This is a genomic window from Citrobacter sp. XT1-2-2 (assembly GCF_023516235.1).
GTDB lineage: Bacteria > Pseudomonadota > Gammaproteobacteria > Enterobacterales > Enterobacteriaceae > Citrobacter > Citrobacter werkmanii.
In genome coordinates, this window is sequence record NZ_CP097324.1 from 1800001 (window position 1) to 1826006 (window position 26006).

25 protein-coding genes and 1 riboswitch are annotated in these 26006 nt (G+C 51.7%); of the genes, 10 read left to right on the top strand and 15 right to left on the bottom strand.

The features are described 5' to 3' along the window. The first annotated feature begins 7 nt into the window (after positions 1 to 7). Positions 8 to 1045, top strand: coding sequence for a hypothetical protein (locus M4I31_RS08435; protein WP_085047893.1), 1038 nt, complete (start codon positions 8 to 10; stop codon positions 1043 to 1045). Between the two features lie 51 nt (positions 1046 to 1096). On the opposite strand, the gene M4I31_RS08440 is transcribed toward M4I31_RS08435, so the two are convergent. Next, complete coding sequence (locus M4I31_RS08440) at positions 1097 to 1429, bottom strand: RcnB family protein (protein ID WP_121529274.1); 333 nt, start codon at positions 1427 to 1429, stop codon at positions 1097 to 1099. A gap of 823 nt (positions 1430 to 2252) precedes the next feature. Here M4I31_RS08440 and M4I31_RS08445 point away from each other — a divergent pair. From M4I31_RS08445 to M4I31_RS08465, 5 genes are all read left to right on the top strand, one after another. Continuing rightward, complete coding sequence (locus tag M4I31_RS08445; RefSeq protein ID WP_161668281.1) at positions 2253 to 5378, top strand: efflux RND transporter permease subunit; 3126 nt, start codon at positions 2253 to 2255, stop codon at positions 5376 to 5378. After that, positions 5371 to 5988, top strand: coding sequence for a TetR/AcrR family transcriptional regulator (locus M4I31_RS08450; protein WP_085047895.1), 618 nt, complete (start codon positions 5371 to 5373; stop codon positions 5986 to 5988). The genes M4I31_RS08445 and M4I31_RS08450 overlap by 8 nt, the downstream gene beginning before the upstream one ends. A gap of 220 nt (positions 5989 to 6208) precedes the next feature. Further along, positions 6209 to 6305: riboswitch (TPP riboswitch) on the top strand. A 31-nt stretch (positions 6306 to 6336) separates the two neighbouring features. Then, the gene (gene thiM / locus M4I31_RS08455) at positions 6337 to 7125 is read left to right on the top strand and encodes a hydroxyethylthiazole kinase (RefSeq protein ID WP_085047896.1); all 789 of its coding nucleotides are present in this window, start codon (positions 6337 to 6339) and stop codon (positions 7123 to 7125) included. Further along, a complete protein-coding gene (gene thiD / locus M4I31_RS08460; protein WP_085047897.1) occupies positions 7122 to 7922 on the top strand; it encodes a bifunctional hydroxymethylpyrimidine kinase/phosphomethylpyrimidine kinase in 801 nt (266 codons plus the stop codon). Before thiM ends, thiD begins: the two co-directional genes overlap by 4 nt. 42 nt (positions 7923 to 7964) lie before the next feature. Next, positions 7965 to 8711: a GntR family transcriptional regulator gene (locus tag M4I31_RS08465; RefSeq protein WP_085047898.1), complete on the top strand. Its 747-nt coding sequence runs from the start codon at positions 7965 to 7967 to the stop codon at positions 8709 to 8711. On the opposite strand, the gene M4I31_RS08470 is transcribed toward M4I31_RS08465, so the two are convergent. The 3 genes from M4I31_RS08470 to M4I31_RS08480 are packed head-to-tail and all read right to left on the bottom strand — an operon-like array spanning position 8685 to position 11928. After that, on the bottom strand, positions 8685 to 9653 hold the full coding sequence (locus M4I31_RS08470; protein ID WP_085047899.1) for a PfkB family carbohydrate kinase: 969 nt from the start codon (positions 9651 to 9653) through the stop codon (positions 8685 to 8687). The two genes, M4I31_RS08465 and M4I31_RS08470, sit on opposite strands and share 27 nt — an antisense overlap. Further along, a complete protein-coding gene (locus M4I31_RS08475; RefSeq protein ID WP_085047900.1) occupies positions 9650 to 10654 on the bottom strand; it encodes an ADP-ribosylglycohydrolase family protein in 1005 nt (334 codons plus the stop codon). Before M4I31_RS08475 ends, M4I31_RS08470 begins: the two co-directional genes overlap by 4 nt. After that, complete coding sequence (locus M4I31_RS08480; protein ID WP_038641902.1) at positions 10651 to 11928, bottom strand: nucleoside permease; 1278 nt, start codon at positions 11926 to 11928, stop codon at positions 10651 to 10653. Before M4I31_RS08480 ends, M4I31_RS08475 begins: the two co-directional genes overlap by 4 nt. Before the next feature lie 252 nt (positions 11929 to 12180). Between M4I31_RS08480 and fbaB the strand changes: the two genes are divergently transcribed. Next, complete coding sequence (gene fbaB / locus M4I31_RS08485) at positions 12181 to 13233, top strand: class I fructose-bisphosphate aldolase (protein WP_038641899.1); 1053 nt, start codon at positions 12181 to 12183, stop codon at positions 13231 to 13233. 21 nt (positions 13234 to 13254) lie between these two features. Here the strand turns inward: fbaB and yegS are convergent, their stop codons facing one another. The 7 genes from yegS to M4I31_RS08520 all read right to left on the bottom strand — a co-directional run bounded on the left by yegS (position 13255) and on the right by M4I31_RS08520 (position 18805). Then, positions 13255 to 14154 (bottom strand): lipid kinase YegS, encoded by a 900-nt coding sequence (gene yegS, locus M4I31_RS08490; RefSeq protein WP_038641896.1) that lies wholly within the window; start codon positions 14152 to 14154, stop codon positions 13255 to 13257. Positions 14155 to 14284: 130 nt separating this feature from the next. Then, positions 14285 to 15016 (bottom strand): arginine ABC transporter substrate-binding protein ArtJ, encoded by a 732-nt coding sequence (gene artJ / locus M4I31_RS08495; protein WP_061382043.1) that lies wholly within the window; start codon positions 15014 to 15016, stop codon positions 14285 to 14287. A gap of 178 nt (positions 15017 to 15194) precedes the next feature. Further along, complete coding sequence (artM, locus tag M4I31_RS08500) at positions 15195 to 15863, bottom strand: arginine ABC transporter permease ArtM (protein WP_003844364.1); 669 nt, start codon at positions 15861 to 15863, stop codon at positions 15195 to 15197. Next, positions 15863 to 16579, bottom strand: coding sequence for an arginine ABC transporter permease ArtQ (gene artQ, locus M4I31_RS08505; RefSeq protein ID WP_038641891.1), 717 nt, complete (start codon positions 16577 to 16579; stop codon positions 15863 to 15865). Before artQ ends, artM begins: the two co-directional genes overlap by 1 nt. Positions 16580 to 16585: 6 nt before the next feature. Continuing rightward, positions 16586 to 17317, bottom strand: coding sequence for an arginine ABC transporter substrate-binding protein ArtI (gene artI, locus M4I31_RS08510; RefSeq protein WP_003027298.1), 732 nt, complete (start codon positions 17315 to 17317; stop codon positions 16586 to 16588). 16 nt (positions 17318 to 17333) lie between these two features. After that, positions 17334 to 18062, bottom strand: coding sequence for an arginine ABC transporter ATP-binding protein ArtP (gene artP, locus M4I31_RS08515; RefSeq protein WP_003027295.1), 729 nt, complete (start codon positions 18060 to 18062; stop codon positions 17334 to 17336). A gap of 227 nt (positions 18063 to 18289) precedes the next feature. Beyond that, the gene (locus tag M4I31_RS08520; protein WP_038641886.1) at positions 18290 to 18805 is read right to left on the bottom strand and encodes a lipoprotein; all 516 of its coding nucleotides are present in this window, start codon (positions 18803 to 18805) and stop codon (positions 18290 to 18292) included. Between the two features lie 126 nt (positions 18806 to 18931). On the opposite strand from M4I31_RS08520, the gene M4I31_RS08525 reads away from it, so the two are divergent. Further along, complete coding sequence (locus M4I31_RS08525) at positions 18932 to 19255, top strand: heavy metal-binding domain-containing protein (RefSeq protein ID WP_001160725.1); 324 nt, start codon at positions 18932 to 18934, stop codon at positions 19253 to 19255. Beyond that, complete coding sequence (locus M4I31_RS08530) at positions 19252 to 20082, top strand: N-acetylmuramoyl-L-alanine amidase (protein ID WP_085047901.1); 831 nt, start codon at positions 19252 to 19254, stop codon at positions 20080 to 20082. Before M4I31_RS08525 ends, M4I31_RS08530 begins: the two co-directional genes overlap by 4 nt. Here the strand turns inward: M4I31_RS08530 and M4I31_RS08535 are convergent. The 4 genes from M4I31_RS08535 to poxB all read right to left on the bottom strand — a co-directional run bounded on the left by M4I31_RS08535 (position 20079) and on the right by poxB (position 25387). Continuing rightward, complete coding sequence (locus M4I31_RS08535; RefSeq protein WP_038641874.1) at positions 20079 to 21092, bottom strand: NAD(P)-dependent oxidoreductase; 1014 nt, start codon at positions 21090 to 21092, stop codon at positions 20079 to 20081. The genes M4I31_RS08530 and M4I31_RS08535 overlap by 4 nt on opposite strands. Before the next feature lie 97 nt (positions 21093 to 21189). After that, the gene (locus tag M4I31_RS08540; protein ID WP_085047902.1) at positions 21190 to 22620 is read right to left on the bottom strand and encodes an SDR family oxidoreductase; all 1431 of its coding nucleotides are present in this window, start codon (positions 22618 to 22620) and stop codon (positions 21190 to 21192) included. A gap of 10 nt (positions 22621 to 22630) precedes the next feature. Beyond that, the gene (gene ltaE / locus M4I31_RS08545) at positions 22631 to 23632 is read right to left on the bottom strand and encodes a low-specificity L-threonine aldolase (protein ID WP_085047903.1); all 1002 of its coding nucleotides are present in this window, start codon (positions 23630 to 23632) and stop codon (positions 22631 to 22633) included. Positions 23633 to 23668: 36 nt separating this feature from the next. Beyond that, the gene (poxB, locus tag M4I31_RS08550; protein WP_042307401.1) at positions 23669 to 25387 is read right to left on the bottom strand and encodes a ubiquinone-dependent pyruvate dehydrogenase; all 1719 of its coding nucleotides are present in this window, start codon (positions 25385 to 25387) and stop codon (positions 23669 to 23671) included. 153 nt (positions 25388 to 25540) lie between these two features. On the opposite strand from poxB, the gene M4I31_RS08555 reads away from it, so the two are divergent. Beyond that, positions 25541 to 25975 carry a DoxX family protein gene (locus M4I31_RS08555; protein WP_085047904.1) on the top strand — a complete coding sequence of 145 codons (435 nt, stop codon included), beginning with the start codon at positions 25541 to 25543 and terminating at the stop codon, positions 25973 to 25975. The last annotated feature ends 31 nt before the right edge of the window (positions 25976 to 26006 follow it).

Here is a 26006-nt window from a genome sequence, read left to right on the forward strand (position 1 = left end):
AGGAGATATGAGATTTATATGTTTGTTATTTCTTATGGTTGTATCATTTTCAAGTTTTTCTATGTGTTATGATGATGATTTTTCTTTTTTAGGAACTGCGACAAAAATTTCGGATGGGGTGGCTGTAAGTGAAGATATAGAAATAAATTTAAATGAGGCGCAGTTAAATTTATTTCAGCAAACTATTGCTCAAAATTTTAATTTTACTTCTTCAAGAAAATTCCACTGTCAATTTTCGAATAAAAATAGTAATAATTACGAACTCACTGCCATACCTCTTTATAATCATATCATGTACTATCGGATAGAGTCAGAAGATATAAGTAGTTATATATATGTCGCAGTGAGAATTATAGTGCAAAATTCCCCTGTCTTTCCACTTTCTCGAATTGCGGGGATATTGAGTCAGTATGAGTATTTTAATTTCAATGGTGGTGAAATTAATTCGAAAGGAAGCTACAGGGTAGATTATAAATTAATCAATCAAGATCCGGGAGGAACTACGTCTATAAAATTAAATAATTCAACGCTCCTTGGCGATTATATTGTTTTTACGGAGGACCGTACTGACTCTAGTCATTATTTAGCCCAAAAAATCAAGGTGAAATTTAATTATACTCCTACTACCTGTTCTTTTACTGATACTGCAGTTAGAGTTAATACTGTAAATTATAGTGATGTGAAGAATAATCTTTCATATGATGCTGATGCCGAAGTGAAAATTGATTGTGACCAAATTGTGGCCTATGCCACAAGATCAGTTCATTACAGATTCGTTTCTGATAATGCTGTCGGTAATGTTTTACCTAATGAATATACGAATAGTGATAGCGCTGGAAATATTGGCTTTGAGTTAATAAAAGATGGTTCTGTAGTTAATTTAAGCAATAATCATTATGATCTGATAGCATGGGGAGATTTAAAAGAGAACGTGGCCAGAAATACGATTATACCGCTGAAATATAAATACACTCCTTATGGAGATAAGATATTTAAAGCCGGGCAGGTACTAAGCCGTGTAAAAATTGTTATCGATTATGATTGATCACGCTATGGTATTTTACGCACTCCCTCATCAGAGTGAGTGCGTGTTTTTTCACCGATGATAAAAAATCTCGCCGTCGTAGGCTTTAATGATCTTAGCATCGGCATCATTGACCAGCACATACGCGCCGCCCATGTAGGTCCAGTGGGTGCCTGCTGTCGGTGCGGGCAGGTTGCGCAGATTCCACTGCTTAATAGTGTATTCGCTGGTGAGATACAGTGGTGGAACTTTGTCACCGGGTTTGAAATGGGTGAAGTCAGCAATAAAGCTGCTCAGCTCATATTTATCGATACCGGTGGGGGCAGCTGTTGCAGCCGGCGCGGCCCAGACGACACTGCTCGCAAGCAGGAGTGCACCCAGCAACATTTTATTCTTCATACCCATCTTCTCTACCTCTTCGGGTCATCAAAATCAGTCATGTATCATTCCTGGCTTACAGGGCATCTGACAAGGACTTTTTTGTTATCACTCCAGAAATTTCGTAAAAAGTGTAAATGAATGTACAGCATTGCGACAATTTAGAGTGGCAATTTAGCGATGAGGTGTCACGTTTTTGCATATCAACTCAGCGTAGCGCTGTTCCACAGCATACATGAGTTGCTCCGGTTTCTGTGGCCCGGAACAATTGTCTTCAAGAAAACCCACTACTGGAATGGAGTAAAAAAGTTGATGCTTGTTTAATCAATTTATTTACTTTACTGTAAAGTAAATAAATTGGCGAGGCTTTACTATGACGAACTTTAGTAAATGGGGAAAGTTATTAATTTTCATATTGTTAATGACTTTGTCATGTCATCTTAAGGCATCTCTACCTGGAAGGGGGTCTGTAGAGCCAAAGACGGTTGATCGCTGTCTTGTCATGCGGGACCGGGAGCAGGCTTGCTTTCAGTGTACCGATTTGAATTATCAGCATATGCAGTTACGACTCAGCTATTTACGTTTTTTACTACTCCAAAATAGTTTCACTATCCAAACCTATGACTATTTATGGCGTGAACATCAACGAACAATGTCTTGCCTCGAAATCAGCAGATACATTGTCGCGAAAGCAATCAATATTCTGCTATGCCCAGCAACGGTCAAATTACCCATACCTCAACCTGTTTTTAATTTGTGGCAAACATCGCATATGGCTTTTATTCAACGAGCCAGGCCTCCGCACGTGTTTTCACTGCGCGACCCCATTGACTAAACGGAGGAAAACACGATGCTGGCTCACTTCTTTATTTTCCGTCCTGTGTTCTCCGCGGTCATTGCTATTTGCATCGTTTCTGCTGGTATCCTGGCTCTTTTAACACTGCCTGTTGAGCAGTATCCGGATATTGCGCCACCGGGGGTGAACGTTACGGCAAACTACCCAGGCGCTTCTGCGCAAAACGTTGAGGACAGCGTAACGCAGCTACTTGAACAGCAAATAAAAGGAATTGATGGTCTGCTTTATTTTTCTTCAACCAGCAGTTCAGCTGGCCAGTCCCGTATTAGCCTTAGTTTTGAACAAGGTATCAATCCCGATATAGCCCAGGTCCAGGTACAAAATGCTGTAAACCAGGCTATGACACGGCTACCGCAGGAAGTGCAACAACAGGGACTTTCTGTGACTAAATCACAGGGAGATAGCCTGATGGTTATCTCCTTATATGACCAGAACGACCGTTTAACCAGTGTCGATATCAGCGACTTCCTTATCAACACGTTGCAGGAGCCCTTAAGTAGAGTTAAGGGGGTGGGAGAAACAACAGTTTTTGGTGCGCAATATGCTATGCGGATTTGGCTCAACCCACATCAGCTCAATAATTATGGTTTGATGCCCTCTGATGTACAAACGGCTATCGAGGCACAAAATTCGCAAGTTACCAGCGGAGAAATTGGCTCTCTTCCTTCTCTCAATGATCAGTATCTGAATGCGACGGTGACCGCCCAGTCCCGCCTGGAAACATCGACGCAATTTGAAAGTATCATTCTTCGGACAAATAATGATGGCTCAGCTGTATATTTGCGAGATGTTGCTCGAGTCGAACTCGGGGCTGAAAACTATCAGAATCTGACCACACTTAATGGTCATCCTGCAGCTGGAATATCTATTCAACTCGCATCCGGAGCTAATGCTCTGGAAACTGCTGAAAAGGTTCGCGCTGAAGTTAACAGATTAAAAGATCGATTTCCGCAAGGCATTGTAGTTGCCTATCCTCGTGACAGTACTCCGTTTGTGACGGTGTCCATCACAAATGTTGTGCAGACGCTGATTGAAGCGATCGTTTTTGTTGTGGTGGTAATGTATCTGTTCTTACAAAACTGGAGAGCCACATTAATTCCCTCATTGACGGTGCCTGTCGTATTATTGGGCACATTCGGCATCCTCAGCCTGCTAGGGTATAGCATCAATACCTTAACACTTTTTGCCATGGTGCTTGCCATTGGGTTACTTGTCGACGACGCGATTGTCGTGGTTGAGAATGTCGAACGAGTAATGGAAGAAGAACATCTCGAGCCGCTGCAGGCTACGCTAAACTCCATGCGGGAAATAACCGGTGCATTAATAGGTATCGCGCTGGTCTTATCCGCAGTTTTTATTCCAGTTGCGTTTTTTGGTGGCTCAGTCGGCATTATTTACCGCCAGTTCACGGTCACCATTGTTTCTGCTATGGTGCTTTCCGTGCTGGTTGCACTGACTTTAACCCCTACATTGTGCGCTCATTTGCTTAAAAGCCGAAATGAGAAGAAAGGGAAATTCTTCACTCATTTCAACAGGTATGTCGAAAAAAGCCAGCATCGTTATATTAATGTGCTCGCGCAAATATCAGCACGCCCTGTGAGAATCATTATTCTCGCTTTTCTGATGTCGATGTTCATGGTTTGGCAATATCAAAAACTCGCGACCAGTTTTCTTCCGGAGGAGGATCAGGGGGCAATATCAATCCAGTTCACTCTTCCTCCAGGGGCGCCAATGTCAATGACTCAGAGGGTTGGAGATGAAATCACACGCTATTTCATGACGCGGGAGAATGCCAATCTTAACGCTATATTTACTGTCGCTGGACGAAATAACGCAGGTAGCGGGCAAAATGTGGGAATGTCCGTTGCTGAGTTAAAGCACTGGAACGAACGTCAGGGGGAAACTAACAGCGCTCAGGCTATTATCGCAAGAGCTAATCAATATTTTAATCAAACGTCTCAGAACGCCTCTGTCAGCATTGTATCGCCACCCACAGTTCGGGGGCTAGGACAATCCAGCGGGTTCGAATTATGGCTTCAGGACATTTCAGACCGCGGTTACCACAGTCTTAATCAGGCGCAAACAATGTTACTTACGGCTGCCAGAGAAAACCAAAATCTGAGCGCTGTGCGAATGAACAGCCTGGCCGAGAAGGCGTTGCTGCAGGTAGATATTGACAGACAAAAAGCACAAGCTCACGGCCTTGAACAGGCGGATATCAACGAAACGCTTTCTGCTGCATGGGGAGGGATTTACGTTAATGACTTTATTGACCGTGGCCGTGTAAAAAGGGTTTATATACAAGGTGATGCGCCATGGCGTTCACTACCTGAAAACTTATCCTCCTGGTTTGTACGTAACAGTAGCGATAATATGACCTCATTCGCCAGTTTTGCTTCCTTCCGCTGGACTACTGGTCCACAAATGCTTCAGCGATTCAATGGATTACCTGCTGTGCAATTTCAAGGAGACGCAGCTCCGGGAATAAGTTCTGGGGCAGCAATGGCTGAAATGGCCCGGCTGATAGCGCCAATTGAAGGATTTGATCTGCAGTGGAGCGGGATATCATGGCAGGAACAGGCTTCATCGGCACAGACACTATGGGTATATCTTGCCTCCGTTGCGTTCGTATTTTTATGTCTGGCTGCTTTATATGAAAGCTGGTCTGTGCCCATTGTTGTGCTGCTGATTATCCCACTTGGGGTTCTCGGCGCAGTGAGCGCAGCCTTGATCGCCGGATTTGAAAATGATGTCTACTTCCAGGTGGGTATACTCACAACGATGGGGCTCTCAGCAAAAAATGCAATTCTCATTATTGAATTTGCTTTGGCGCAAATCCGCAAGGGTAGACCTTTGATTCAGGCTGCTTTTGAAGGAGCAAGATTACGCTTACGTCCTGTCATCATGACGTCTCTGGCATTTGTTGTTGGTGTTATCCCTCTGGTACTCTCTACTGGCGCAGGGGCCTCCAGCCAAAAAGAGATTGGAACTTCGGTAATCGGCGGTATGCTCACAGGCACGTTACTGACGCTGCTCTTTGTCCCAATATTTTTTATTCTCATTCAGCAGGGAATCTCGAGACTGAAAAAAGGCAAACGTAAGGAATGCAATAATGGTTAATCAACGTGGGCGGCCAATGAAGTCCCGTCCTCGCATTTTACAAACGGCATGTGAGCTGTTTCTCAAGCATGGCATTGACGTATCTCTTGATACTATTGCCAGTGAAGCAGGGACAACGCGGCCGACACTTTACAGCCATTTTCCAGGGGGAAAGGATGCTCTCCTGCTGGCGACGTTTGAATTTCTGAATGACAAAATGCAGCCGCCTTTACGGCAGTTACTCCAGGAGCAACTGGATTTTCCCGATCTCCTGCGAGGGTTTGCCCGGGTTGTACAGAATCATTTCTATACTCCGGAGAATATCCATTTCCAGCGTTTATTGATTCAAGTGCTGGTTCAAAAGCCCGATTTACATGTCATGCTGGAGCAAAGAAACTCTGGACGCGTTTTGCAGGCGTTGACAGAAATTCTGGAACAGAAAAATAATGAAGGAATAGTTACGTTAGATAATCCGGAATTACAGGCTACTGCTTTCCTCGGGGCCATTATGGGATATCTCCTTCCTGGTGCAATAATTGCGCAAAAAGCAGTTGATCCCCATAAACTTGAGAAACTGGCTGAATGTTCAATTGCAACGTTTCTGTCTGCCTGGAAATTTAAGCGGGGATGATCGTTGTGTCCCCGCATTGAGACGCTATACGAAATGCCTGAGTGGATGACGTCGCCTGCGCCAATGATCATCCTTTCCAGAATCAACCCCTGCTGTTCACTTCCCTCACTGACTGGTAAAGTATGTGGTGTGGATACATTCCGCCATTCAGTAAATGGATAGCAGGGGCTCGAGTATGTAATTTTCTCTCGCTATCCTTTTAATATTATTGAGTTTTATGTAAAACGACTCGGGGTGCCCTTCTTTGTGAAGGCTGAGAAATACCCGTACCACCTGATCTGGATAATGCCAGCGTAGGGAAGTCTGACACTGCTCGTGTCCCTTCTTCGCGCGGGCAGGAGCTGAACCATGCAGCCTGACCTGCACAGCCGCGCGCTCGCGGCCCATGCCTTACACCACTTTAGAACGCTTTCCCCCCTCACGCACTGTATGACCAATGAGGTCGTGCAAAACTTTACCGCCAATACGCTGCTGGCGTTAGGCGCATCACCTGCGATGGTGGTTGAACCTGAAGAAGCCAGCCAGTTTGCGGCTATTGCCAGCGCATTGCTGGTTAACGTCGGCACGCTTACCCTGGAGCGGGCCACGGCGATGCGCGTCGCCGTTGAGCAGGCGCTTCTTGCTAAAACCCCCTGGACGCTCGATCCCGTTGCCGTGGGCGCTCTTGAGTTTCGCTGCCGCTTCTGTCTGGATTTACTGTCGCTACAGCCAGCCGTAATTCGCGGTAATGCCTCGGAAATACTGGCGCTGGCAGGAATGAACGGCGGGGGGCGTGGCGTGGACACGACCGATACGCCAGCCGCTGCGCTTGGCGCGGCCCAGGCGCTGGCCCGTCAGGTAGAGACCATCGTCGTGGTGACCGGCGAAGTGGACTATGTTACCGATGGTCTGCGCACCGTCTGCGTGAATGGCGGCGATCCGTTGATGACGCGCGTGGTCGGCACCGGATGTGCGCTATCTGCGGTCGTTGCGGCCAGTTGCGCACTGCCCGGTGACCGGATTGATAACGTCGCCTCCGCCTGTAGCTGGATGAAACAGGCCGGACAAATCGCCACGCAACAATCGACCGGGCCGGGCAGTTTTGTCCCGGCATTTCTCGACGCCCTCTATAACCTGAACGCGCAGGAGCAAGCATGAAACGGATTAACGCATTAACGATTGCCGGAACCGATCCCAGCGGTGGCGCGGGTATTCAGGCCGATTTAAAAACGTTCTCCGCGCTTGGCGCTTACGGCTGTTCGGTGATCACTGCGTTGGTGGCGCAAAATACGCGTGGGGTGCAGTCGGTATATCGCATTGAACCTGACTTTGTCGCCGCGCAACTGGACTCAGTGTTCAGCGATGTACGTATTGATACCACCAAAATCGGCATGCTGGCGGAAGCGGATATTGTTGAAGCGGTCGCCGAACGTTTGCACCGCCATCGGGTGCAAAATGTGGTGCTGGATACGGTAATGCTGGCGAAAAGCGGCGATCCGTTACTGTCGTCCGCGGCGGTAAAAACGCTGCGTACCCGTTTGCTGCCGCAGGTTTCAATTATCACCCCAAATTTGCCGGAGGCCGCGGCATTGCTCGGCGCATCGCATGCGCAAACGGAACAGGAGATGTTAGAACAGGGAAGGGCGCTGCGAGCGCTGGGCTGTGAGGCGGTGCTGATGAAAGGCGGTCATCTGGAGGATGCGCAAAGCCCGGACTGGCTGTTTACCCGTGACGGCGAACAGCGTTTTACTGCGCCCCGTGTTATCACTAAAAATACCCACGGTACCGGTTGTACGCTGTCCGCAGCGCTGGCGGCGCTGCGTCCACGGCATAACAACTGGGCTGATACGGTACAGGAAGCCAAGCTGTGGCTTTCAGCTGCGCTGGCACAAGCCGACACCCTTGAAGTCGGGCAGGGAATAGGTCCGGTGCATCATTTCCACGCGTGGTGGTAATGAGTATACTGGCAGCAGAAACGTCTGCCTGGAAAAAGATAAATGGAACAAGCGCATACCCAGCTTATCGCGCAACTGAATGAACGCATTGCAGCGGCAGATAACACGCCGCTGTATATGAAATTTGCGCAAACGGTGAAAAACGCTGTGCGCAGCGGGATCCTTGAGCATGGCAATATCCTGCCCGGCGAGCGCGATCTCAGTCAGTTGACCGGCGTGTCGCGAATTACGGTACGCAAGGCAATGCAGGCCCTGGAGGAAGAAGGTGTGGTGACACGCGCCCGCGGTTACGGGACGCAGATCAACAACATCTTCGAGTATTCGCTTAAAGAAGCGCGGGGTTTTTCGCAGCAGGTCGTTTTACGCGGTAAAAAACCAGATACGCTGTGGGTCAACAAGCGCATTGTGCCTTGTCCGGAAGAGGTAGCGCAGCAGTTGGCTGTTGCCGCCGGGAGTGACGTTTTTCTGCTCAAGCGTATTCGCTATGTCGATGAAGACGCCGTTTCTATTGAAGAGTCATGGGTGCCGGTCCAACTAATCCATGATGTGGATGCCATCGGCGTTTCGCTGTACGACTATTTTCGCAGCCAGCATATCTTCCCGCAGCGCACGCGTTCACGCGTCAGCGCCAGGATGCCTGACGCAGAGTTCCAGGCACACATTCAAATGGACAGCAAAGTGCCGGTGCTGGTGATCAAGCAGGTAGCGCTTGACCAGCAGCAACGGCCCATTGAATACAGCATCAGCTATTGCCGAAGCGATCTATACGTCTTTGTGTGCGAGGAGTAACGCCTCTCGCGAGGGGGCGCAATCGCCGCCGCGATGCCCGACTACCCAGGAAGCCACCGCATTGCCCAGCAGTACCGCATCAGCCAGCGGCCAGCCTGACGCCAGTCCGGCCAGCATGCCGCCGGCGTGGCTGTCGCCCGCGCCAATGGTATCCACGACGGTCGTCTTAAATGCTGGTACGCAACCGGATGTTTGCGCGCTGAAATACCACGCGCCGTCTTTATCGTGGCGTATCACCACCGGTGCGGCGAAACGGCGTACCCACTCTGCGCCAAAACCCTCTACATCCTGGCTTAATGCAAACCGCTCGGTGGCAATTTCGGCCTCCTGTCGATTGAGTGATACCAGTGGTCGGCAGGCCATGATTCGCGCCATTAAGGCGTCTGAAATATCGCCGATTCGCGGACCAAAATCGATAAACGGCGTCACGTCTTCCAGACCTTCCAGCCACTGGACCAGCAGCTCGCCACATGGAGAGGCTAACTGATAGCCTGACAGATAGACCAGGCTGTTACGCGGGATGTTCAGTCGCGCCAACCAGTCGGTGTTCCACTGGTTTTCGACGCCGCTAAAAGACATAAAGGTTCGTTCGCCATCCGGTTCCACCAGCGCCAGACACCAGCCGTTATCGCCTTCTGCGTTGTCAATCAGGCTATGCAATCCCTCTTTTGCCATCCGGTTGCGGATAATATCGGCCCATACCCCCTGACCCAGCGGTAGCGCATTGCTGGCGCTGATACCTAAACGCCTGAGCGCAACGGCAATATTGAGCGCGCAGCCACCAATGTTAACGCCTTGCTGTTTAAGCTCGATATCACACCCGCGCCAGGGGAGGGCATACGCATCGGCAATGACATCAATGACCGCTGCCCCCACCACCGTGACCGGCCTGTGTGAACCTAACTGGGGGAGAAGTTGTTGCAGACGCGTGGTGCTGTTCATAGCGCCTCCCGTTGTCCGCGCAGTCGTAGTAATCCATTGGCGTAGCGGGTAAAGTCCAACTGATTTACCGCATCCAGTTCCTGTTTCAATGCCGGGTCAATCGCGCTTACGCCATGTAACGCACCGCAAATAGCGGTCGCCATTGCCCCGATGGTGTCGGTATCGCCCCCAAGATTCGCGCACAGAATGGCGCAGCGGTTAGGATCGGTCTGCGCCAGTTCGACCATCGCGATGGCGCAGGGCACGGACTCAATGGTGCTGGTTCCGGCCCCAACGACCTGGTATAACTGCTCGCTGGCGGACTCTATACCATCGGCATGACGAACGATTTTTAGCGCCAGTTCAAGGCGGGCAGAGAGCGAGGCGCTAAAGGTGGTGATCCGTTTTTGCTGCGCATGTCGGGCAATGGCAGGCAGCGCGTCGACGATCTCCGACCATTTTCCTCCGTCGATAGCACGCGACACCGCCCACGCGATGACGACAGCGCCGGCGATAGCCAGATCCGATTTATGTGTCGGGCTGGAGGCCAGTGCGACGTCATCAATAAAGGTATCGAGATCGCGCGCGGGCAGCAGACATCCCAGCGGCGAAACGCGCATTGCCGCTCCGTTAGTGACGCCATTATTTTCCAGTTCGGCAACAGGTTTGCCGTTGCGAATGGCATTTAGCGCAATTTTTGACGTTGGACCAAGCACGTTTTTATTAAAGGCATCGAAACGTTCGGCCCAGGCCAGAATATTGCGGCCAATAACGTCTGGAACTATCTTTCCATCACATTCAAGCAAGGCATCAGCCAGACACAGGGCCATGGATGTGTCATCGGTAAACTCCGCCTGGTTAAAATAACAGGCGGCATTATTCTCCGCAGGTCCAGGCAAAAAACGGTCGATCCAACCGAAGTGTGCTTTAACCCGGGTTCTTGGCCACAGTTCAGACGGCATGCCCATCGCATCCCCTAACGCCTGCCCATAAAGAGCACCGAGAATACGTTCTGCTTTCATTTCACTTCCCCTTGTTTCAACGCTACATCGCGATCGTCCACCTGAATGGCGGTAATTTCTTTATCTGATTCGCGAAAGAAAATCATAAACAGCACGGCAATGACGGCGATCATGATCGCGCCAAATCCCCACATGCCCGCCCAGTTGAAGGTGAGACCATTAATCGGTTCCTTATAGGCAAACATTTTTTCCATCATTACGCCGCCCAGGCGATAACCCAGCAGGCTGCCGAATCCCTGACAGCAGAGCGTGATAAGCCCTTGCGCTGCGGTGCGCATGTGTACCGGCGCTTTTTTATCGACATAGATATAGGCCGTAACGTAGTAGAAGTCGTAACTGACGCCGTGTAGCAGAATGCCGAGAAACAGCAGGGCATAAGTGAAATATTCTTCCGCACCGCCGTAAACGAAGAATCCGTAGCGGATAGCCGCAGTAATAAGACCAAGCAGCAATACCTTTTTAATGCCAAAGCGTTTGGTGAAGAACGGCAGCGCCAGCATAAAGAAGATTTCAGAGAACTGGCCCAGCGTCATCCAACCGGTCGCATTTTTCATCCCCACTTCTGTCAGATAACCGTTGGCGAAGATGTAATAAAATGCCAACGGCATGGCAAACAGGAATGAGCAACAGAAAAAGACGAGGAAGTTCTTATCCCGCAGCAGGATCAGCGCATCCAGCCCCAGCATGACTTTGAAATCCATCTTGCCGGTACTTTTCGGCGGCGTATCCGGTAAAAAGAACGCAAAAACGCCTAACAGCGCGGAACTTCCGGCCGTAACAAGCAGGGGGATATTGGTGGGGGAAATATCGCTATAGCCGAGCATTTGCGGCAAGAAGCCGCAGGCCAAACCAGACGCAATCCAGCCAATGGTGCCCATCACGCGAATGCGTGGGAAATCACGTTCCACGTCCGGTACGTTGGCAAAAGCGATACTGTTGGTTAACGCAATTGTCGGCATATAGGTCAGTGAATAGGCCAGTAACAGCGGGAAGAATCCGCTAAAGGTGGTTTGCTGCGCGGCGAAGTACATCAGGATAGCGCCGACAAACATCAATACGGCGAGGACTTTTTGCGCCGAGAAGAAACGGTCAGTGATAGAGCCGACCAGAATCGGCGACAGGATCGCAGCAATGGCGGTACAGGCGTACGACCAACCAATTTCACCCGCGGTAAAGCCACTTTTGCTGAGCCACAGCCAAAGCGGGACAAACCAGGCGCCCCAGATAAACCACTCAACAAACATCATGAACGACAGCTTAACTGTAGTTTTCATCTTTAAATCCTTCATGACAGGTAAGGTACGCGTTGATAGTACCACCTGATAATACCTTTAAAATACCTTTGCGATCTAAATTTGACCGCCTTAACATTATTTCTTCCTGAATCGTTCCAGCGGAAATCGCTGAAAAGTGCGCTAAAGATGGAAAAAAAGCGCAGTCGGTACCAGGCTTATTGCTGCCCGCAAAAAAGCGGGTCAGGATAATTCACATTCCGATTATTAATCGGAACTTACGGGAGCATAGCTATGACTGATATTGCGCAGTTGCTTGGCAAAGATGCCGACAGCCTTTTACAGCATCGTTGTATGACCATTCCTTCTGACCAACTTTACCTGCCAGGACATGATTACGTTGATCGCGTAATGGTTGATAACAACCGTCCCCCAGCCGTACTGCGTAATATGCAGACGCTGTATAACACGGGGCGCCTGGCTGGAACAGGGTACCTGTCGATTCTTCCGGTGGACCAGGGCGTGGAGCACTCCGCTGGGGCATCGTTTGCGGCTAACCCGTTGTACTTTGATCCAAAGAATATCGTGGAACTGGCAATCGAAGCAGGGTGTAACTGCGTGGCATCGACCTATGGCGTGCTGGCTTCTGTTTCCCGCCGTTACGCGCACCGTATTCCGTTCCTTGTGAAGATTAACCACAACGAAACGCTCAGTTATCCCAATACGTTTGACCAGACGTTATATGCCAGCGTCGAGCAGGCGTTCAATATGGGCGCGGTGGCGGTCGGGGCGACTATTTATTTCGGTTCTGAGGAGTCTCGACGTCAGATTGAAGAGATTTCCGCCGCGTTTGAGCGTGCCCATGAGCTGGGTATGGTCACCGTACTGTGGGCTTATCTGCGTAACTCCGCGTTTAAGAAAGACGGGGTGGATTATCATGTCTCCGCCGATCTCACCGGTCAGGCTAACCATCTGGCTGCCACTATTGGGGCGGATATTGTGAAGCAGAAAATGGCGGAAAATAACGGCGGATACAAAGCCGTTAACTTTGGCTACACCGACGATCGCGTCTACAACAAGCTGACCAGCGACAACCCGATTGACCTGGTACGTTATCAGTTGGCGAACTGCTATATGGGGCGCGCCGGATTAATTAACTCTGGCGGCGCTGCCGGTGGAGAAACCGATCTGAGCGATGCGGTACGTACGGCAGTCATTAATAAACGCGCTGGCGGTATGGGGCTGATCCTTGGACGCAAAGCATTCAAGAAAACCATGGCCGACGGCGTTAAGCTGATTAACGCCGTGCAGGATGTTTATCTGGACAGCAAAGTCACCATTGCCTGATTGCGGCGGGGTGCCGTTTTGTTAGCGCAACAACGGGCAACCCGGCGGCAATCTGCAACGTAGCGCCGCGGGCAGGATTTCAATATGAAACTCCTGTCCGCTGAGCGGTTCGCCATCAAGATTAAAGGTAATTTCGTGTGGGGCGCGGATATCAAACCACGATGAAGCGCCATCAATGATATTAGGGTTGTCTTCGGATTGCGTTAACGCTGAAAGCAGCCCGGGCAGCAACTCCTCGCCGGTAAAAATGCGCAGTTGCAGCAATCCGTCGTTAATCAGCGCCGTCGGGCAAAGCTGTTGTCCACCACCGGCCTGGCGGCCATTACCAATCCCAATCACCAGCGCTTTGCCCTGCCAGTGAAAGTCTTCTCCACGGATGTCGCAGACGTCGGGTTTGAGCGTATCCATGCGCATTAAACCGTGAATAAAATACGATACGCCGCCCAGCGCGGCTTTGAGTTTTTCTGGCGTTTCGGTGGTGATGCGTGTGCCGAAGCCGCCGGTCGCCATATTGATAAAACAGGTTTTATCATTGACCTGCACCATATCGATCTCTGTCGCATTTCCGGCGATAGCCAGTTTTAACGCTTTATCCAATGCTTCAGGAATACCCACGCTGGTGGCAAAGTCATTCGCCGTTCCCAACGGTAAAATACCCAGGGCGGGAACATTGCCGCCCTGCGACTGGATTAGCGCTGTCGAGACTTCGTTGATCGTGCCATCGCCGCCGCCGGCAATCACTGTTGCAACGCCTAATCGACGCGCTTCATCCACGTAACGTTGAGCGTCGCCTTTTTCCCAGGTGACGCGTACATGAATTTCCACGCCCTCATCGCGAAGTTGCGCAATAGTTTCACGCAGAGGGAGATTATCAGCACTTTTTCCATTGAGGATCAGCAAGCTGGCAGGAAACGCTATCATCCTTATGCCTCATTCTTTATCGTTTTAATTAGTGTATGCCATGAATGCATTTCTGGCGTAAGAACTGACTGAAAGCGCAGGCGAAGAGATAAAAAAAGCCGCGGTTGCGGCTTTTCAGATTGAGCGGAAATTACTGCGGGAACCACTGATCGCTGATTTTTTGGTAGGTGCCGTCCGCTTTGATGGCGGCCAGTGCGTTATTCAGTTTTTCCAGTAGGGCTTTGTTGTCCGGGCGAACCGCAATGCCAAGACCGGTACCGAAGTATTGTGGGTCGGTCACTTTGTCGGTAGCCACGCCTAACTGCGGGTTAGTTTTCAGCCATTCGTTAACGACGGCGGTATCGCCAAATACGCCATCAATACGGCCATTTTTCAGGTCGATAATCGCATTCTGATAGCTGTCATAGGCCACGGTTTTCACTTCAGGATGTTTGTCCTGCAGGTATTTCTGGTGCGTGGTGCCGTTTTCCATACCGATGCGTTTTCCTTTCAGATCGGCAAAGGTTTTATAGGCGTCTTTCTTGGCAATAACCAGCGCGGAGTTAGCATAGTAAGGCTGTGTGAACGCAACCTGTTTGCTACGTTCAGGCGTGATATCCATTCCGGAAATCACTGCATCATATTTTTTGAATTTCAGCGCGGGGATCAGGCTGTCGAAAGCATGATTGGTAAAAGTACATTCCGCCTGCATTTGTTTGCACAGCGCCGTTGCCAGGTCAATGTCAAAACCGACAATTTTGTTGCTCGCGTCCAGCGATTCAAATGGCGGATAAGTCGCTGATACACCAAAGCTAATTTTATCAGCGGCTGAGGCGCCAGCGGCGAAAGTAGCCAGTAATGCGGCCAGTACTAACTTTTTCATGGTGGAACTCCCGTCTGTCAATCTTATGATGATTTACCGTGTCTGCGGCGTGAATTAACAATGCCATTTAATGAATTTATATGCAATAAAAATGATTAAGTATTTTATCGATATAAAAAAAGACGGGCGATTGTTAGACTTGCCCGTCTTTTATTTTTCGCTTTATGCAGTTATCGGCTTAATTCCGGTGTTCAAACGCCAGCGCTTTACGTTCGATTAAGCGCATCATCAGCGTCAGCAAACCGTTGACGATCAGGTAAATCACGCCCGCCGCGCCGAAGACCATGACGTCATAAGTGCGACCATACAGCAGTTGGCTATAACCCATGACTTCCATCAGCGTGATAGTGTAAGCCAGTGAGGTACTTTTAAACACCAGCACCACTTCGTTGGAATACGAGGAGAGGGCGCGTTTAAAGGCGTATGGCAACAGAATCGCCAGCGTATCCTTTTTGCTCATCCCTAATGCACCGCATGACTGCCACTGGCCTTCCGGGATGGCGCGGATAGCGCCGTAGAACAGCTGCGTGGTGTAAGCCGCACTGTTTAACGACAGCGCAATTAACGCGCACAGCCACGGTTCGGAGAGCAGATGCCACAGTACCGGATATTCCTGCAGCGTCGGGAACTGTCCTGGCCCGTAGTAGATCAGGAAGATTTGCACCAGCAATGGCGTACCGGTAAACAGCGTGATATAGGCGCGGACCAGCCAGACCAGTACCGGCGTTTTTAGCGTCAGGATGACGGTAAAAATCAGCGCCAGCACCAGAGCAACCACGATGGAGGCGACCGTCAGCGTCAGGCTGGTATGCAGCCCTTTCAACAATTCAGGTAAATACTCAAGCATCAGCCTGGTCTCCGCTCAAAACGTGTCGCGCGCAGGTCAATGCGTTTGAGAATGTACTGACTCACCAGCGTAATCACCAGGTAAATAGCCGCCGCCACAATGTACCAGGTAAATGGCTCCTGGGTACGCGTGGCAATGCTTTTGGTTTGCAGCATCAAATCGTTCACGCTGATCAGGCTGACCAGCGCGGTATCTTTCAGCAATACCAGCCACTGGTTACCCAGCCCCGGCAGAGCGTGACGCCACATCTGCGGCATCACCAGACGAAAGAAGATCGCGGCTTTAGACAAACCCAACGCCTGACCGGATTCCCATTGTCCGAGCGGCACGGCCTTCAGCGCGCCACGCAGCGTTTGCGACGCATAGGCGGCGTACAGCAAAGACAGCGCAATCACACCGCACAGGAACGGGCTGACGTCGAAGTTTTCGATCTGCATCTGTACCGGGATTTCTACAAACCCGAGATTAATCGTAAAACCATCGGCCAGCGTCAGCAGCAGTTGCGAGGAGCCGAAATAGATAAACAGAACCACCAGAATTTCTGGTAACCCGCGCAGAATGGTGACCAGCGCAGAACCTGCCCATGCCACTGGACGCCATTTTACGGACTCCCAGACGGCAAAAAACATGGCGAGCGCAAGGCCGATGATCAGCGCACAAACCGCAAGGCCGACGGTCATCCCGGCGGCGCTTGCTAACGGAAAAAATTCATTCATCAAATATTACTTCTGGAACCATTTGTTGTAGATGGTCTCGTAAGTCCCATCTTTCTTCACTTTTTCCAGTGCAGCGTTAAATTTCTGCTGCAGCTCAGTGTTGCCCTGACGCACCGCGATGCCCAGACCTGTACCGAAGTAATCTTTATCCGTCACTTTGTCGCCAACAGCGGCCAGTTTTGGATTGTCTTTCAGCCATTCGGTTACCACTGCGGTATCACCGAAGACGCCGTCAATGCGACCGTTTTGCAGATCGAGCTTGGCATTCTGGTAGCTGTCATACGGTACGGTGGTCACTTCCGGATGCTTATCCATGATGAATTTCTGGTGCGTCGTCCCGTTTTGTACGCCAACTTTTTTGCCTTTCAGCTGATCAATGCTGGTGTATTTACCCTGCTGGCCAACAAACAGCGCAGAGTTGTCGTAGTAAGGGGTGGTAAACAGGACCTGTTTTTCACGCTCAGGCGTGATGTCCATACCGGCCATCACCGCGTCAAAACGACGGAACTTCAGGCTTGGGATCAGGCTGTCGAAGGCCTGATTGGTAAACGTACAGGTAGCATCGATCTCTTTACACAGCGCGTTCGCCAGATCAACGTCAAAACCGACGATCTTGTTATTCGCATCGATAGATTCAAACGGAGGATAAGACGCTTCGGTAGCGAAACGAATGGTTTGGGCTGCGGTAGCGGAAAGGCTAAAACCTGCGATTAGCGCGGCAATCAGAACTTTTTTCATTGTATTGTCCCGAATCTTAGTGAGAGAGATAGTTTTTAAATGCTTCGGTTTGCGGGTTAGCAAAGCAGCTCGCATCCCCAAACTCGACGATATGACCGTTTTCCATATACACCACACGACTGGCCGTTTTACGAGCAACTTCCACTTCGTGGGTGACGATCACCTGAGTAATGTTGGTTTCCGCCAGCTCACGAATGATGCTGACGATTTGCGCGGTAATTTCCGGATCAAGCGCGGCGGTCGGTTCATCAAACAGCAGCACCTGCGGTTCCATCATTAATGCGCGGGCAATGGCTACACGCTGCTGCTGGCCGCCGGAGAGATGCAACGGATAACGATCGCTGTAGGGCTTCAGACGCAGACGTTCGAGCAGTTTCTCGGCGCGCGCCATTGCTTGCTCTTTTGTCAGACCGAGCACACGGCAGGGCGCTTCAATCAGATTCTGCACAACCGTGAGGTGCGGCCAAAGATTATATTGCTGAAAAACCATACCCACGTTCTGGCGCAGATCGCGAATAGCTTTATCTGACGGTGTTTTCGTGAAGTCGAAACGGTTACCCGCAATAGAGAGCGTGCCCGAGCGCGGCATCTCAAGCAGGTTGAGTACACGCAGTAGCGAGCTTTTCCCGGCTCCACTAGGGCCAAGTAACACCAGTGTTTCACCCTGAGGGCAATCCAGCGTGATATCGAACAGCGCCTGATGTGCGCCGTAGAAGCAGTTAATGCCGTTTAATTGAATACTCATTGACACTCGTATGCTGGCAGTCTGATAGCTATTGAAGCCGCAGATACTACCTTTGACAGAATAGTTATGCAATATTTATGCGTTAAAAGTTAAATGCAAACCGCATTCTTATCTAAACATAGCACAAAATAGCGGGGCCACCAGCGAGCAAGAATAATTGTCGGCATTCTATGCAGAATGCCGGACAATTTATGGGGGTTATGATGCGGGCGGGTGAGTGGGGGCGACTAGCGGTTTTCCACAGACTGGCGCAGCGTCCCGGCTGGCGCGTGTACGCTGCCGCCCAGATAGCGGACGTCGTCTACTACCCAGCACTGGCCTTCGCGGATCATCAGCACTTCGTCACGCCAGCTTTGGTCACCCTGTTTCAGCTCTACGCGCAGCGGAATGTTGCGTGCATCACTATTCGGAATAGTCGATGCGCTGGCGACGCTGGCGCTATCCGGTAACGTAGAGCGGCTGGAGAACGGATCGCTGTTAAACAGGTCGCGATGCGCGTTATCACGGCTGGCATCGGTCAGCAGTTTAGCCAGATTGTCGCTGAGGTATGGACGAAGGGGGGTAATGTCATTGTTTCGATGCTGAATACGGTAATCATAGAATTGTTGAGCCACGCTGTCTGGCCCGCCTTCTACGCATGCACCGCTCCGCGTGCCGTTATCTTTATAGGCCGGAGTCACGGTAGTACAGGCGCTGAGAAGTAGTGCACATGGAACCAGCAGTGAGAGTTTCGAGTAGCGCATAATGATTTCCTTATTAGCTTTCTACTATTAGTGTTCTACGTTGATAGAATATATCCTTTCAATGATAGTGGATCGGTTCGATAATGCTTTTGAGATCGTGCTCTTAGCGCAAAAAGGAGATTAATCATGCAGTTTTCAACTACCCCAACGCTTGAAGGGCAGAGCATCGTGGAATACTGCGGTGTGGTGACGGGCGAAGCGATTTTAGGCGCGAATATCTTCCGCGATTTCTTCGCCGGCATTCGCGATATTGTCGGCGGCCGCTCCGGCGCGTATGAAAAAGAGTTGCGTAAAGCGCGCGAAATTGCTTTTCAGGAGCTGGGTGAGCAGGCGAAAGCGCTGGGTGCTGATGCGGTCGTCGGTATCGACATTGATTACGAAACCGTGGGTAAAGATGGCAGCATGTTGATGGTGAGCGTCAGCGGTACTGCGGTGAAAACTCGCCGATGAAGCGTCTGTTGTGGCTGCTGGCATTGACGCTGCTGCTGGCGGGCTGTGCTGGCGAAAAAGGGATTGTCGATAAAGACGGATATCAGTTGGATACCCGCCGTCAGGCGCAGGCCGCTTACCCGCGCATTAAAGTGCTGGTTATCCATTACACGGCCGATGATTTTGACGCTTCACTGGCTACGCTGACCGATAAAAACGTCAGTTCGCACTATCTGATCCCAGCTGTGCCGCCGCTTTATCACGGCAAGCCGCGTATCTGGCAACTGGTGCCGGAAAACGATCTGGCCTGGCATGCCGGGATTAGCTTCTGGCGCGGCGCGACGCGGATTAACGATACCTCGATTGGCATTGAGCTGGAAAACCGCGGCTGGCAAAAATCGGCGGGAACGAAATATTTTGCCCCGTTTGAGCCAGCGCAGATTCAGGCGTTGATCCCACTGGCGAAGGACATTATTGCTCGCTACGACATCAAGCCGCAAAACGTGGTGGCTCATGCGGACGTCGCACCGCAGCGTAAGGACGATCCTGGCCCATTGTTTCCATGGAAACAGCTGGCTGCACAGGGAATCGGCGCATGGCCTGATGCTCAGCGCGTGGCGTTTTATCTCAACGGGAGAGCGCCGTCTACACCGGTAGACACTGCATCGTTACTCGATCTGCTGTCGCGCTATGGTTATGAGGTGAAACCCGAAATGACGCCGCGTGAACAGCAGCGAGTGATTATGGCATTCCAGATGCACTTCCGCCCGACGTTGTGGAACGGCGTGGCGGATGCAGAAACGCAGGCGATTGCGGAGGCCTTGCTGGAGAAATACGGGCAGGGTTAACGCGGAAGCTTACCGTGGTCGCGCAGCCAGGCCGCGGTACGCTCAATCCCTTCATCCAGCGTGACGATGGGCTGGTAACCTAACTCTTCCTGAGCGCGGGTGGTATCCAGCGTAAAGTCAAAATTCAGCTTCGAGACGCCGTAGTGCGTAAGCTTTGGCTCTTTCGCCGATTTATTGCCCAGACGCTCCATGCTGCGAGCAATCATGTCCAGCATCGGGTAGGGCACCGAGCGGATTCGGCAATCAATATTCAACTCGTCGATCAGCTTCTGCACGATACTGCGCAGCGTTCGATGCTCGCCGTTAGTAATGTTGTATGCGCGGCCTGACGGCAGGTTATCGCAAGCTTCCTGGCTTACCAGCCACATTGCGTGTACCGCGTTCTCATAATAGGTCATATCCACCAACGCACTTCCACCGTGCGGCAACAGGATGCTGCCGTAGTGGTACATCATGTGGGCCAGACGGGGGATAAAAACTTTATCGTGAGGTCCGAACAGACTTTGTGGACGCAATACCGTGAAGCGGGTCTGCGGGTTAGCCTGCGCGAGCAGCGCAATCACATCTTCACCAGCCGCTTTACTGCGGGCGAATTCATTGGCGAAGCGATGTGGTCGGAAGTCCTCTTTGATATCCCGATGATGGTGATAGTCAAAATAGAGTGACGGAGAGGAGATATGGATAAAGTTACGAACGCCCCAGGCAACGGCCCATTCGCCCAGACGGCGGGTAGCACGAACGTTGGCCAGATCGAAGGCTTCCTGCGTTCCCCACGGCGAGGTAAAACTGGAGCAGTGCCACAGCGTGTCGATACCTGCGAGCATGACCTTTGCCTGCGAAGAGACCAGTTCGGTCAAATCCGCATGCACAAATTCTGCGCCCATTTTCTCCAGCAGCTTGCCCATCGCTTCGTTGCGACCGGTGGCTCTGACGCTGACGCCTTTGCTGCATAGAAACTCAACCGCATTTCGGCCCAAGCCGCTGGTGGCTCCGGTAACCAGTACCTTCATATCAATCCACTGTGTTTAAAAAACGTCGTGCGCATTCTTCCGTGAAATACGCCTGTATGCAATGGGAAACGTGAAAGAATACAGTCTCTTTTTGTCATTAGTCTGTGATTTGTTCTGCAAGTTTGGCGATACGCTTTGCCATCCCTCTGAAAATGAACAGATGAGCCGGGATCATCAACAACCAGTAGAAGAGACCAGGCATGCCGTGCGGATGCCACCAGGCGCGTACATCGATGCGCCGATGATCGCCTTTATCTTCCAGTGTAAAGCTTAAACGGCCTAATCCCGGCGCTTTCATGCCAAACAGCAGTGTGAGCTGTTTTTCTGGCTCAACGATGATCACTTTCCAGCTATCCACGGCATCGCCAACCTGCAACAACGGGTTTTCCGGGCGGCCTTTTGCCAGCTTATGGCCGACCAGCAGATCCAGCGCGGCGCGCGTCTTCCACAAAAAATTGCCAAAGAAATAGCCCTCTCTCCCGCCGAGTCGGTTCACCACCTGCCACAGCGCTTTCAGACTGGCGGAGGTGTCGACGCTAAAGCCAGCCTGTTTGGCAAAATAGCCATATTCGGGACGCCAACGGGCGAATGCCTGAGCGTCATACCCCCAGTCGCTGGAGTTAACCAGCTTCTCTTCTTCTTTCAGCGTGCTGCGCACTGCGTCATCAAAGGCGATCAGCTTTTGCGGGATCAGCGCGCGTAGCTCAGCGTCATCGGCCAGCAGGTCATGCTTTAAGCCTTGTATCAGCGCCTTTGCCGTAGTGGGCGGTACCGACGTAATAACATTCAAAAACCACACCGAAATCCAACTGGTCGGAAACGGGATAGGGATCAACAAGCGGTGTTTGCCGCTGACGGCCATGAAATGCTCGAACTGTTCCTGATAGCTTAATATCTGCGGCCCTGCGGCTTCGAGTACGCGGTGATGGCTTGTGGGATGGTCCAACAGCGCCACCAGATAGTACATCAAATTTTCCAGCGCGATGGGCGTGGTACGCGAACGTACCCAGCGCGGAGGCGTAAGTACCGGCAGGTTGTAGACCATATCGCGCATCACTTCAAAAGCGGCGGAACCCGCCCCGACGATAATGCCTGCCCGTAATTCGGTCATCGGCACGCCTGCTTCGCGCAGGATGTCTGCGGTTATCTGCCGCGCACGCAGATGATCGGATTGTTCATGTCGCGGAGCCTGTAATGAGCTCAGGAAAATAAGCTGTTTGACGGGGATGCTACGTAGCGCATCACGCACGTTCATCGCGACCTGGCGCTCATGAGCGATAAAATCACCGCCTTCGCCCATGCCATGGACCAGGTAATAAACCGTATCAACATCCGTCAGCAGCGGCGTCAGGTTATCAGGCCAGATTAAGTCGACTTTGTGGCAACTGACGTTGGCCAGTTGCAGTTTTTCCAGCCGTTCAATCCGGCGTGCCGCAGCCAGTACCTGGTGCCCTTGCTGACTGAGCGCCTGTACCAGATGCTGACCAATGTAGCCACTGGCGCCAAGAACCAAAATCCGTTGCGGCACGCCTATCTCCTTAGCGAGTTAAAAAAGCGCGCCAGTGGGCGGCGACTTCAGCAAGTTGTTCACGCGATACGTCCAGATGCATCACCAGGCGTACAATCGGGGAGGCGTTAATCAGTACCCCTTGCGCCTTCATGTACTCGCCCAGCGCAGCAGCGTGTTCTTCGCCAACGCGGACAAACAGCATGTTGGTATCGTGACGCATGACGTCTGCGCCTGCTTCGCGCAGTTGTTCCGCCATCCAGGCCGCGTTGTCATGGTCTTCCTGTAAACGCGCCACGTTATTTTTCAACGCATACAGTCCGGCCGCTGCCAGAATCCCGGCCTGACGCATTCCGCCTCCGGTCATTTTACGCCAGCGGATGGCGCGTTTAATGTAGTCGTGACTACCGACCAGCAGTGAGCCTACCGGCGTTCCCAGACCTTTAGAGAGACAAATGGTGAACGAGTCGCAGTATTGCGCGATCTCTTTCAGCTCACAGCCGTAAGCGACGACGGCGTTAAAAATACGCGCGCCATCAACGTGCAGGGCCAGATTGCGCTCACGAGTGAATTCCCAGGCATCTTTCAGATACTCGCGTGGCAGCACTTTGCCGTTGTGGGTGTTTTCCAGACTAAGCAGGCGTGTGCGGGCAAAATGGATATCGTCCGCTTTGATTTTTGCCGCCACTTTGTCCAGCGGTAAGGTGCCATCCGGCGCGGCGTCGATAGGCTGCGGCTGAATGCTGCCGAGCACCGCTGCGCCGCCCGCTTCGTAGAGATAGTTATGTGCGCCCTGGCCTGCGATATACTCTTCACCACGCTGGCAGTGGCTGAGCAGTGCAACCAGGTTCGCCTGAGTGCCGGTAGGTAAGAAAATAGCGGCTTCTTTGCCGGAAAGCTCTGCAGCGTATTGCTGGAGAGCGTTAACGGTAGGGTCATCTCCGTATACGTCGTCCCCGACCGGGGCGGCCATCATCTCTTCCAGCATGGCGCGACTCGGCCGGGTTACGGTATCACTGCGTAAGTCAATCACGGGCATTCCTTTTTTAGTGAGGTAATGCCCTCTGTTTTACCTGAGCCAGTTCGTTTTCGCCAGTTCCATCACTTCATCACCGCGTCCACTGATGATTGCGCGCAACATATACAGGCTAAAACCTTTTGCTTGTTCGAGTTTGATCTGCGGCGGGATGGCTAACTCTTCTTTCGCCACCACCACGTCGACCAGCACCGGACCGTCAATCGACATCGCCCTTTGCAGCGCTTCATCGACCTCTGAGGATTTCTCCACACGAATGCCCGTAATGCCGCAGGCTTCGGCAATCCGCGCGAAGTTGGTGTCGTGCAGCTCCGTGCCGTCGGTCAGATAACCGCCAGCCTTCATCTCCATCGCCACAAATCCCAGTACGCTGTTGTTGAAGACGATAATCTTCACCGGCAGCTTCATCTGGACAACCGACAGAAAATCGCCCATCAGCATGCTAAAACCGCCGTCACCGCACATGGCGATGACCTGGCGTCCCGGTTCTGTCGCTTGGGCGCCGAGTGCCTGTGGCATGGCGTTCGCCATCGACCCGTGGTTAAACGACCCGAGCAGGCGGCGTTTGCCGTTCATTTTCAGATAGCGTGCAGCCCAAACCGTCGGGGTACCAACATCGCAGGTAAAGATCGCGTCGTCAGCGGCAAAATGGCTGATCTGCTGCGCCAGATACTGCGGATGAATGGCTTTATCGCTCGGTTTGGCTAAATCATCCAGACCCTTGCGCGCCTCACGATAGTGCTCCAGCGCTTTGTCTAAAAACTTCCGCTCGGTTTTTTCCTCCACCAACGGCAGCAGGGCGCGGAGAGTGGATTTAATATCGCCCACCAGCGCCATATCAACTTTACTGTGCGCGCCGATGCTCGCCGGATTGATATCAATCTGAATAATTTTGGCGTCGGTCGGATAGAACGGGCGATAGGGGAACTGGGTGCCGAGCAGGATCAGCGTGTCGGCATTCATCATGGTGTGGAATCCGGATGAAAAGCCAATCAGCCCGGTCATACCGACGTCATACGGGTTATCGTATTCGACGTGTTCTTTACCCCGCAGGGCGTGGACAATCGGCGCTTTGATTTTTGCCGCAAACTCAACCAGTTCTTGATGCGCGCCGGCACAGCCGCTGCCGCACATCAGGGCGATATTGCTGGAATAACGCAGTAGTTGCGCCAGTTTTCTGAGTTCTTCTTCTTCCGGGGTGACGACCGGTAACGGCGCATGATACCAGTGCGTGCTGGCGCTTTCCGGCGCGGGCTTCAGCGCGACGTCGCCGGGTAATACCACCACCGAGACGCCACGATTTAATACGGCTTTACGCATGGCAATGGCGAGTACCTGCGGGATCTGTTCAGGGCTGGAAACCAGCTCGCAATAGTGGCTACATTCGCGGAACAACTCTTGCGGGTGGGTCTCCTGAAAATAACCGCTGCCGATCTCACTGGAAGGGATATGTGCGGCAATCGCCAGGACCGGAACATGGTTGCGGTGGCAATCAAACAGCCCATTGATCAGGTGCAGGTTCCCTGGTCCACATGAACCGGCACAGACGGCCAGTTCGCCGGTTAGCTGCGCCTCTGCGCCAGCGGCGAAGGCGGCAACTTCTTCATGACGGGTCGGCATCCAGTCAATCGTTCCCATACGATTAAGACTGTCACTAAGACCATTTAATGAGTCGCCCGTCACGCCCCAAATGCGTTTAACGCCAGCTTGTTCGAGGGTTTTAGCAATAAAAGCGGCAACCGTTTGTTTCATGGTTTTCCATCTCCTTTAATGTGATACCGGTTACAAGTTTAGATGAAGATGATAGTTATGCTTCTCATTTCCCCCTTATTTTCGGCAGCTTACATTTCGAGCAGATAACGCGTAGTTTGATATCTGGCATGGTGAAACAAGGAATGAATTCAAATGGTTACTAAACTATTAAATGCAGTTAACCGAACGCTGACTCATGAAGACTTTGGCAAGTTTCTGTTACGCATCGCTGTCGGCGGGCTGATGCTGTTTCATGGCTTACATAAATTGTTCTCCGGTATTGAGGGCATCAGCGGCATGCTGGTAGCGAAAGGTTTTCCGGGCTTTATTGCTTACGGCGTTCTGTTGGGGGAGGTCGTTGCGCCTTGCCTGATTATTCTGGGGATCCTGACCCGTCCGGCGGCGTTGGGGCTGGCCTTTACGATGGTGGTGGCGTGGCTGATGGTCGGGATGGGCGAAACCTGGTCACTGGACAAAACCGGCGCATGGGCGATTGAGAGTCTGGTGTACTTCTTTATCGGCGCGCTGGCTGTCGCGTTTTTAGGGGCGGGGCGTTTCTCGGTGGCAGGAAATTCGGCCTGGCGGTAAAAAAAGGCCGGATATGGCGTAAACGCGTTAT